Source organism: Stenotrophomonas sp. YJH_SMC_12-1, from assembly GCF_059370935.1.
Map to the genome: position 1 here is coordinate 734,724 of NZ_JCAFUD010000001.1, position 8,685 is coordinate 743,408.

The window sequence follows — 8,685 nt, forward strand, 5'->3', positions numbered from 1 at the left end:
CCAACCCCCACGGCCGCAACCGAGATGTACCGCGTGATGACCCAACCCGATCTTGATCTGGGCGTGGTCGGCAACGGCAGCTTCGGCGCCCTGGTCGACAAACATGCCCGCGTTGTCTGGAGCTGCCTGCCCACCTTCGACGGCGACCCGACCTTCTGCGCCCTGCTCGGCCCCAACCAGCAGACCGGCGGCGACTTCGCCATCGAGCTGGAGGACTTCGCGAGCAGCGAGCAGGAATACCTCACCAACACTGCGATCCTGCGCACCGTGCTGCGTGACACGCAGGGCGGCGCATTGGAAATCCTCGATTTCGCCCCGCGCTGGCGCCAGAACGATCGCTTCTACCGCCCGGTCAGCCTGATCCGCCAGGTGCGTCCGCTGGCTGGCAGCCCGCGCATCACCGTGCGTGCGCGCCCCCTGGCGGACTGGGGCGCACGCGTGCCCGAATCCACCTGGGGCAGCAACCATGTGCGCTGGATCCTGCCCGAACACGTGCTGCGGCTGACCACCGATGTGCCGGTGCGCTTCGTGCGCGACGGCCTGCCGTTCGTGCTCAACCATCCGATCCACCTGATCCTGGGCGTGGATGAATCGCTCAATCGTTCGATCAGCGGCTACGTGCAGGAAGCCTTCCAGCGCACCCGCGACTACTGGCGCGAGTGGGTGCGCTACCTGTCCATTCCACTGGAATGGCAGGACGCGGTCATCCGCAGTGCGATCACGTTGAAGCTGTGCCAGTACGAGGACAGCGGCGCGATCATCGCGGCGATGACCACTTCCATTCCGGAAGCACCCGGCAGCGTGCGCAACTGGGACTACCGCTACTGCTGGCTGCGCGACGCGGCCTTCGTGGTGCGGGCGCTGAACCGTCTCGGCGCAACGCGCACGATGGAACAGTTCCTCGGCTACATCTTCAACCTGGCCACCACCGACGGCACGCTGCAGCCGCTGTATGGCATCGGCTTCGAAGCGAAGCTGGACGAAGATGAGGTTCCCAGCCTGTCCGGCTACCGCGGCATGGGCCCGGTGCGCCGTGGCAACCTGGCCTGGGTGCAGCGCCAGCACGATGTCTACGGCAGCGTGGTGCTGGCCTCCACGCAGCTGTTCTTCGACCGGCGCCTGCAGGACCCGGGTGATGCGCACACCTTTGCCCGCCTGGAACCCTTGGGCGAACAGGCCTTCGCCCTGCACGACGTACCCGATGCCGGCCTGTGGGAATTCCGCGGCCGCACCGAAGTGCACACCTACACCAGCGCGATGTGCTGGGCTGCCTGCGACCGCCTGTGCAAAATCGCCGTGCGCCTGAAGCGTGACGACCGCGCGCATTACTGGCGCGAGCGCGCCGACACCATCCACGCGCGCATCATGGCCGAATCCTGGAACGAGGAGCTGGGCCACTTCACCGATACCTTCGGTGGCCATCGGCTGGATGCCTCGCTGCTGCTGCTGGCCGATATCGGTTTCATCGACGCGCTGGACACCCGCTTCATCGCCACCGTCGATGCCATCGGCCGCGACCTCAAGCATGGCAATTCGCTGTACCGCTATGTCGCGCCGGATGACTTCGGTGAACCGGAAACCAGCTTCACCATCTGCACCTTCTGGTACATCGACGCGCTGGCCGCGATCGGGCGCATGGATGAAGCACGTGAGATGTTCGAGCTGCTGCTGAAGCAGCGCAATCACCTGGGCCTGCTGTCGGAGGATCTGGCCTTCGACAGCGGCGAGGCCTGGGGCAATTTCCCGCAGACCTATTCGCACGTCGGCCTGATCACCGCCGCAATGCGCCTGTCGCGGTCCTGGCAGGAGGCATCGTGAGTCGTCTGGTCGTGGTTTCAAACCGTGTGGCCGTGCCCGGCGAGAACCGCGCCGGCGGCCTGGCTGTCGGCCTGCTGGCTGCCCTGAAGGAACGCGGTGGCCTGTGGTTCGGCTGGAGTGGCAAGACGGTGAAGGAAGGCAGCGGCACGCTGCACCGGCAGAAAGACGGTGACATCGACTACGTCACCATGGACCTGAGCAAGCGCGAGGTCGATGGCTACTACAACGGCTTCGCCAACCGCACCTTGTGGCCGCTGCTGCACTTCCGCCTGGATCTGGTCGACTACGACCGCGGCACCCGCGAGACCTACCACAAGGTCAACGCGCTGTTCGCCGACAAGCTCGCGCCACTGCTGCGCGAGGACGACATCGTCTGGATCCACGACTACCACCTGATCCCGCTCGGTGCGCTGCTGCGCGAGCGCGGCATCGGCTGCCGCATAGGCTTCTTCCTGCATATCCCGATGCCGTCTGCCGACCTGCTGCAGGCGATGCCCGACCACCTGCGGCTGTTCTCCGCGCTGTACGCCTACGACCTGGTCGGCTTCCAGACCCAGCGCGACGCTGATCGCTTCCAGACCTACCTGCGCCTGTTCGGCGGCGGCCGCGTGCTCGACAACGGCGAGCTGGAAGCACCGGGCGGGCGCCGCTTCCGTGCCGCCGCCTTCCCGATCGGCATCGACACCGAGCTGATCGCACGCCAGGCCGGCACCGCGGCCACCAAGGCCGCCGTGAAGAACCTGCGCGCCAGCCTGCGCGATCGCCAGCTGGCGATCGGCGTGGATCGCCTGGACTATTCCAAGGGCCTGCCCGAACGCTTCCTTGGCTTCGAGCGCTATCTTGAGCGCCACCCCGACCAGCGCGGCTCGCTGACCTACCTGCAGATCGCCCCGGTCTCGCGCGGCGACGTCACCGAGTACCGGCAGCTGCGCAGCCAGCTGGAACAGATCGCCGGCCACATCAACGGTGGCCACGCCGAACCTGACTGGACGCCGCTGCGCTACGTCAACCAGAACTTCACCCATGCCACCCTCACCGGCTTCTACCGGGCGGCGGCGGTCGGCCTGGTCACGCCGTTGCGCGATGGCATGAACCTGGTGGCCAAGGAATACGTGGCGTCGCAGGACCCGGAAGATCCCGGCGTGCTGGTGTTGTCGCTGCTGGCCGGCGCTGCCGACGAACTCAAGCAGGCATTGCTGGTGAACCCGCACGATCTGGACGGCGTGGCCGACGCCATCGCCACGGCAGCAACGATGTCACTGAGCAGGCGCAAGGAACGCTGGCACGCGATGATGGATCACCTGCGCACCTACGACATCAATCACTGGCGCCGCAGCTATCTGGACGCGCTGGAAGGTTGAGGAAAAAAGGGACGGAGGGGATCAAGGCGTTTGTGCACAAACGACTTGATCCCCTCCGTCCCTTTTTCCTTCAATCCAGGAATCGCGCTGCCTGCTCCGGTGCGGGCAGATGACAGGCGTCGTGCCGCCCGAACCAGCGGTAGCGGTTGCGCGCCAGCGCGCGATACGCGGCATCACGCCAGCCACGCGGCACTGCCCGCACCACGCCGATCAGGCGCCAGGCGCCGCCCAGCCCCGTCAGCACGCGCAGGATCGCATCGGTATCGGTCCAGGCGCCCTGCGCGTCCAGCAGCAGGAACGACATCGGGTCCTGCGGGTCCAGCCCGTGCGCGCGCAACATCGCGCTGCCCTGCTGCCCCTGCATCGCCGCAAAGCGGTAGCGCCCCGCGCGGCCGAAACGCAGCAGGAAGCGCACCCAGCGATTGCACAGCGCGCATACGCCATCGAATACGATCACCGCGCTGCCCGCCTCGGCGGCGGCCTCACTGCGGTTCGAGCCAACCTTCATAGCGGATCAGGGCTCCCGCCCAGGGCAGCGTCACATCGACCAGGAAAGTGTAACGCTCGCCCTGCCAGGCTTCGCGGCAACGCACGCCACCAAACCAGCGCCTCGGCAACGGCAGCAGCCCGAACGCCCAGACCCGACGCACCGACCAGTCGATGCCACCCTCGCGGGCCTGCAGATCAAACTCGAAGCGCACCGCGCCCAACTGCTCGCGCAGGCAGCCCTCGTGCGCCCATAGACGCGACACCATCGGCCAGCGGCCAAAACGCCGCGCCCACTGCTCGCCCTGCCCGTGTGCACTGAACGCCACTTCGGTCGGCAACGCTCCACCGTCCTTCGGCAGCCGCGCCAACGCGGCCAGCAGCGGCACCAGCCAGTGCCGCCCCCTCACGATGTGCGCCCGCCCCACGTAGCGGCAAGGCAACGGCGCGGCATGCAGCGCCTGCACCGGCCCTGCGAGGGTGGCGAAGGCCGGCCCCAGCACGCGCGCGAACAGCGGCAAGGTCAGGGCGCGATCCAGGCCAGCGTCGCCATGCGCCCGGTGCGACGGTCGCGCCGGTGCGAATACAGGTCCGGATCGGCCATGGTCGACACCGTGCCGCCATGGACCTGCGCCGGGTCCATGCCCGCCGCCTGCAACCGCTGCCGCGCCAGCGCGAACAGGTCCACCCTCCAGTGGCCCGCGCGGGTGGCAACGAACGCCGCCTCGGCGGCCGGATCATGGCCGACGAAGGCGTGGTAGACCTCCTCGCCGATCTCGTAGTCGGCCGGTCCGGCGGCCGGGCCCAGCCAGGCCCGCAGCTGCGCCGGCGGCGTCTGCATGGCGGCCACGGTGGCCTCCAGCATGCCGTCGGCCAAGCCACGCCAGCCTGCGTGGGCCGCGCCCACCTCACTGCCATCGGCGGCGGCAAACACCACCGGCAGGCAGTCGGCAGTCAGGATCGCCAGCACCACGCCCGGCACCGAGGTCACTGCGGCATCGGCCACCGGCTCGCTTGCGCCGGGCACCGGCGGCGCGGTGAAGCGCAGCACGGTGCTGCTGTGCACCTGGCGCAGCCAGTGCGGTGTCGAGGGCAGCGCCAGCCCCTGCTGCAGCAGCTGGCGGTTGTGCTCTACGTTGGCTGGGGTATCACCGTCGGCCGCGTGCCGGTTGCCCAGGTTGAACTGCGCGAACGGCGCCGGCGAAATGCCCGCACCGTGCCGACGCGTGGTCAACGCATGGACGCCCGGCGGCGCCGGCCAGTCCGCCTGCAGCACGGGCAGCGCGGCGGCCATCACCAGCGGTCCCGCTCGCGCGCGGCGAAGGCCTCGCTGTCTTCGCGCAGCACCTTCATCAGGTGCAGCATGTCCTCCGGCACCGGCGCGGTGTTGCGCACCGGCTCACCGGTGATCGGATGGGTGAACTCCAGGGTCTCGGCGTGCAGGGCCTGGCGCTTGAAGCCACGCAGCGCGGCCACCAGCTCATCGCTGGCCCCCTTGGGCAGCTTCAGCGCACCGCCGTACAGCGGGTCACCGATGATCGGATGGCGCACATGCGCCATGTGCACGCGGATCTGGTGGGTACGGCCGGTTTCCAAGCGGCACTCCAGCGCGGTGTGCGCACGGAAGCGCTCGCGCAGGCGGTAGTGGGTGATCGCTTCCTTGCCGTCCTCGCGCACCGCCATCTTCAGGCGGTCGCGCGGGTGGCGGTCGATCGGGGCATCGGCGGTACCGCCGGCCACCAGCGCACCCATCACGATGGCCAGGTACTGGCGGTGCACGTCGCGTGCGGCCAGCTGCTCGACCAGCGCAGTCTGCGCTTCCAGGGTCTTGGCCACCACCATCACGCCACTGGTGTCCTTGTCCAGGCGGTGCACGATGCCCGCGCGCGGCAGCACCGCCACCGACGGGTCGCGGAACAGCAGGGCGTTGACCAAGGTGCCGCTGTGGTTGCCCGCGCCCGGGTGCACCACCAGGCCGACCGGCTTGTTGATCACCAGCAGGTGCTCGTCCTCGAACAGCACGTCCAGCGGGATGTCCTCCGGCTGGGCGTCGGTCTGGGTTTCCAGCACCACGTTGAGGGTCACCACCTCGCCACCGCGCAGCGGATCGCGCGGGCGCACCTGGGCGCCGTCCAGCAGGACCTCCCCGGCCTTGATCCACTCGGTCAGGCGCGAACGCGAGTATTCGGGGAACAGTTCGGCCACCACGGCGTCGAAACGGCGGCCGGCAGCGGTATCGGGGACGATGGCCTGGCGGGCCGATTCAGAGGGTTGTTCAGACATGGCAGGGGGCATTCTTTGAAATTTTGGGGTCCCGGCGGCCGGTTTCAGTCGCTGGACAGGACACTAGGCTATCATCGACCCTTCGTATTCCAGCCGCGTCCCGCCTTGACCTCATGATCCGACGCTCCTCCATGCTCTCCGCGCCCGTCCGCCTCACCGCCCTGCTGCTGGTGCTGGTCATCGCCGCCACCGGCTGCCACCGTGGCGCCAAGAAGGGCGATCGCCCCGATGAAGGGACGCCGGTCGAACAGTTGTACGAGAAGAGCCACAAGCTGATGCAGGGTGGCAACTGGAGCGGGGCTGAAACCAGCTTCCGCCGCCTCGTGGCCCAGTATCCGTACGGCCCGTATACCGAACAGGCGATGATCGAAACCGCCTACGCGCAGTACAAGGCCGGCAAGCACGACGATGCAGTGTCCAGCATCGACCGCTTCATCCGTACCTACCCGACCCATCGCAACATCGCGTACCTGTACTACCTGCGCGGCCTGGCCAACTCCAACCGCAGTACGGTTTTCCTGCGCCGCGTATGGTCGCTGGATGCCAGCCGCCGCGATCTGTCCACGCCGCACCAGGCATATTCGGACTTCAACATCGTGGTCGACCGTTACCCGAACAGCCGCTACGCCGCCGATGCGCGCCAGCGCATGCTGGAGCTGCGTGACGTGTTCGCCCAGCATGAGCTGGACAACGCCCTGTACTACATGCGCCGCGGCGCCTGGGTCTCGGCCGCCGGCCGCGCCAACTACCTGCTGGAAACCTATCCGCAGAGCGCGTTCCAGTACGATGCGGTCGCCGTCCTGGCCGATTCCTACACCCACCTGGGCAACAAGACCCTGGCCGACGACGCCCGCCGCGTCCTGCAGCTGAACCAGCCGGACCACCCGTGGCTGGAAGGCAAGTGGCCGAAGTACCCGTGGATGATCCGCAAGCTGAACCCGTTCGCTGGCGAAAAGTCCGCCAGCACCGGCCAGCGCAACGCGCGACTGGAAAAGAAGTAAAAGAAGGCCCCGAAAGGGGCCTTTTCTTTGTCGGCAGATCCACGCCATGCGTGGAGGGTTCGTGCGCCCATGGACCACGACACTAGGAATTCTACGAATCCCCGGCGGATGCGACGCCGGTCCCGATCGGCGTAGGCGAGGCCATCCACACTGCGGCGCAACGGCCATCCCGGCCGTGAAGGAGCGCCCCATGACCCCACCGCCCCGCCGTTTCCGCCCGCTCGCCTGCCTCCTCGCCACTGGCCTGCTGGCGCTGTCCTCGGGCCCCGTGGCGGCTGCCTCACCCGCACCGGGCGATCTGCTGTCTGCTGCCCCCTATCGCGCGTCATGGGTGCCGTCCAAGGCCGCGCAGGCCTACAAGCTGCGCTACCGCACCCCGGATCATCGCGGCCAGCTGGCCGAAGGCGCCGGCCTGCCGTACCTGCCCGCCGGCGCGGCGCCTGCAGGCGGCTGGCCGGTGGTGTCCTGGGCACATGGCACCCAGGGCATCGCGGATTACTGTGCGCCCTCGGTCTCCGGCCCCTACCAACCCGAACGCGACGGCCGCTTCCTCGATCAGTTCCTGGCACAGGGCTATGCGGTGGTTGCTGCGGACTACCAGGGCCTCGGCAGTCCAGGTGACCATGCCTATCTGCATGTGCGCGCTGCCGCGCGCAATGCCATCGACCTCGTCAAAGCCAGCCGCCAGTACCTGGGCACCGCAACGCTGTCGCCGCGCTGGGTCTCGGTCGGCCATTCGCAGGGTGGTGCCGCCGCGCTCACTGCCGGGCATCTGGCGCCCACCTATGCTGGCCCGTCGCTGCACTACCGCGGCAGCTTCACCACCGGCACGCCCACCGCCGTCGATCTGACCGCACTGGTGATGAAGCCGGACAACCGCATCGCCAATCCTGGCGCGCTCAGCGCGTATCACGCGTATCTGCTCGATGGTCTGTTGCAGGTTGCGCCGCAGATCGACCGCGTCCTCAGCGACACCGGCCGCGCTCGCGTGGCAGTGGCACGCGAGCAGTGCCTGGGCGAACTCGCCACCACGCTGGACGGCGCGGATACCGGCAGCATGTTCACCGCACCGCTGACCAGCGTGCCAGGCATCTGGGCCGTGTTGTACGACTATCTTGGCGTACCGCGCCGCGGTTTCAGCCAACCGCTGATCCTGGGCCACGGCAGCGAGGACCGCGACGTGCCCTATCTGACCACCCTGCTGTATGCCGCAGGCCTGGCGCTGCGCGGCGAGCCGGTAGCGTTCCGGCGCTACCCGGTCGACCATCGCGGCACGCTGGACGCGGCGGCGGCGGATGGCCTGGCATTCGTACGAGCCCGGCTGGGGGACGGCCACTTCAACGACGCTGCGGAAACCGCCGGCCTCGAACAGCTGCTCGACGACGCCCGGTAGATCCACGCCATGCGTGGATGCGCGGGATACGGGTTGCCGGCCAGCGGCCGGCACTACCAAAGGCAGTAGCTCCACGCCATGCGTGGATGCGCGGAATACGGGTTGCCGGCCAGCGGCCGGCACTACCGGAGGCAGTAGATCCGCGCAATGCGTGGATGCGCGGAATACGGATTGCCGGCCAGCGGCCGGCACTACCGGAGGCAGTAGCAACTGTCTTGTCAGGGGCAGCCGAGGGCCACCTCGGCGTCTCGCTTACGGGCGTTGAGGATCACCAGCATTTTGCGCATGACCGCCACGAGCGCCACCTTGCTCGCTTTGCCCTTGGCCTTCAGGCCAGCGTAAA

8 protein-coding genes and 1 pseudogene are annotated in these 8,685 nt (G+C 68.2%); 4 read left to right on the plus strand and 5 right to left on the minus strand.

Annotation, left to right across the window (positions count from 1 at the left end; translation table 11 throughout):
- The first annotated feature begins 36 nt into the window (after positions 1 to 36).
- Positions 37 to 1,818, plus strand: coding sequence for a glycoside hydrolase family 15 protein (locus AC5P8Y_RS03350; RefSeq protein ID WP_012481088.1), 1,782 nt, complete (start codon positions 37 to 39; stop codon positions 1,816 to 1,818).
- On the plus strand, positions 1,815 to 3,179 hold the full coding sequence (gene otsA, locus AC5P8Y_RS03355) for an alpha,alpha-trehalose-phosphate synthase (UDP-forming) (protein WP_005410785.1): 1,365 nt from the start codon (positions 1,815 to 1,817) through the stop codon (positions 3,177 to 3,179). The genes AC5P8Y_RS03350 and otsA overlap by 4 nt, the downstream gene beginning before the upstream one ends.
- Positions 3,180 to 3,249: 70 nt before the next feature.
- On the opposite strand, the gene AC5P8Y_RS03360 is transcribed toward otsA, so the two are convergent.
- Genes AC5P8Y_RS03360 through rluD form a run of 4 tightly spaced genes read right to left on the minus strand, consistent with a single transcriptional unit; the run spans position 3,250 to position 5,948 of the window.
- Positions 3,250 to 3,687: a thiol-disulfide oxidoreductase DCC family protein gene (locus AC5P8Y_RS03360; protein ID WP_111108679.1), complete on the minus strand. Its 438-nt coding sequence runs from the start codon at positions 3,685 to 3,687 to the stop codon at positions 3,250 to 3,252.
- A complete protein-coding gene (locus AC5P8Y_RS03365; protein ID WP_033833012.1) occupies positions 3,662 to 4,186 on the minus strand; it encodes a DUF4166 domain-containing protein in 525 nt (174 codons plus the stop codon). Before AC5P8Y_RS03365 ends, AC5P8Y_RS03360 begins: the two co-directional genes overlap by 26 nt.
- Positions 4,187 to 4,188: 2 nt before the next feature.
- Complete coding sequence (pgeF, locus tag AC5P8Y_RS03370) at positions 4,189 to 4,959, minus strand: peptidoglycan editing factor PgeF (protein WP_049403024.1); 771 nt, start codon at positions 4,957 to 4,959, stop codon at positions 4,189 to 4,191.
- A complete protein-coding gene (rluD, locus tag AC5P8Y_RS03375) occupies positions 4,959 to 5,948 on the minus strand; it encodes a 23S rRNA pseudouridine(1911/1915/1917) synthase RluD (protein WP_019660164.1) in 990 nt (329 codons plus the stop codon). The genes pgeF and rluD overlap by 1 nt, the downstream gene beginning before the upstream one ends.
- Positions 5,949 to 6,061: 113 nt before the next feature.
- Here rluD and AC5P8Y_RS03380 point away from each other — a divergent pair, with 113 nt between their 5' ends.
- Both AC5P8Y_RS03380 and AC5P8Y_RS03385 read left to right on the plus strand, forming a co-directional pair.
- Positions 6,062 to 6,949 carry an outer membrane protein assembly factor BamD gene (locus AC5P8Y_RS03380; RefSeq protein WP_024956778.1) on the plus strand — a complete coding sequence of 296 codons (888 nt, stop codon included), beginning with the start codon at positions 6,062 to 6,064 and terminating at the stop codon, positions 6,947 to 6,949.
- A 190-nt stretch (positions 6,950 to 7,139) separates the two neighbouring features.
- A complete protein-coding gene (locus tag AC5P8Y_RS03385) occupies positions 7,140 to 8,342 on the plus strand; it encodes a lipase family protein (RefSeq protein ID WP_111108678.1) in 1,203 nt (400 codons plus the stop codon).
- 218 nt (positions 8,343 to 8,560) lie between these two features.
- Here AC5P8Y_RS03385 and AC5P8Y_RS03390 read toward each other — a convergent pair.
- Positions 8,561 to 8,685, minus strand: a pseudogene (locus tag AC5P8Y_RS03390) (IS110 family transposase); the annotation flags it as partial.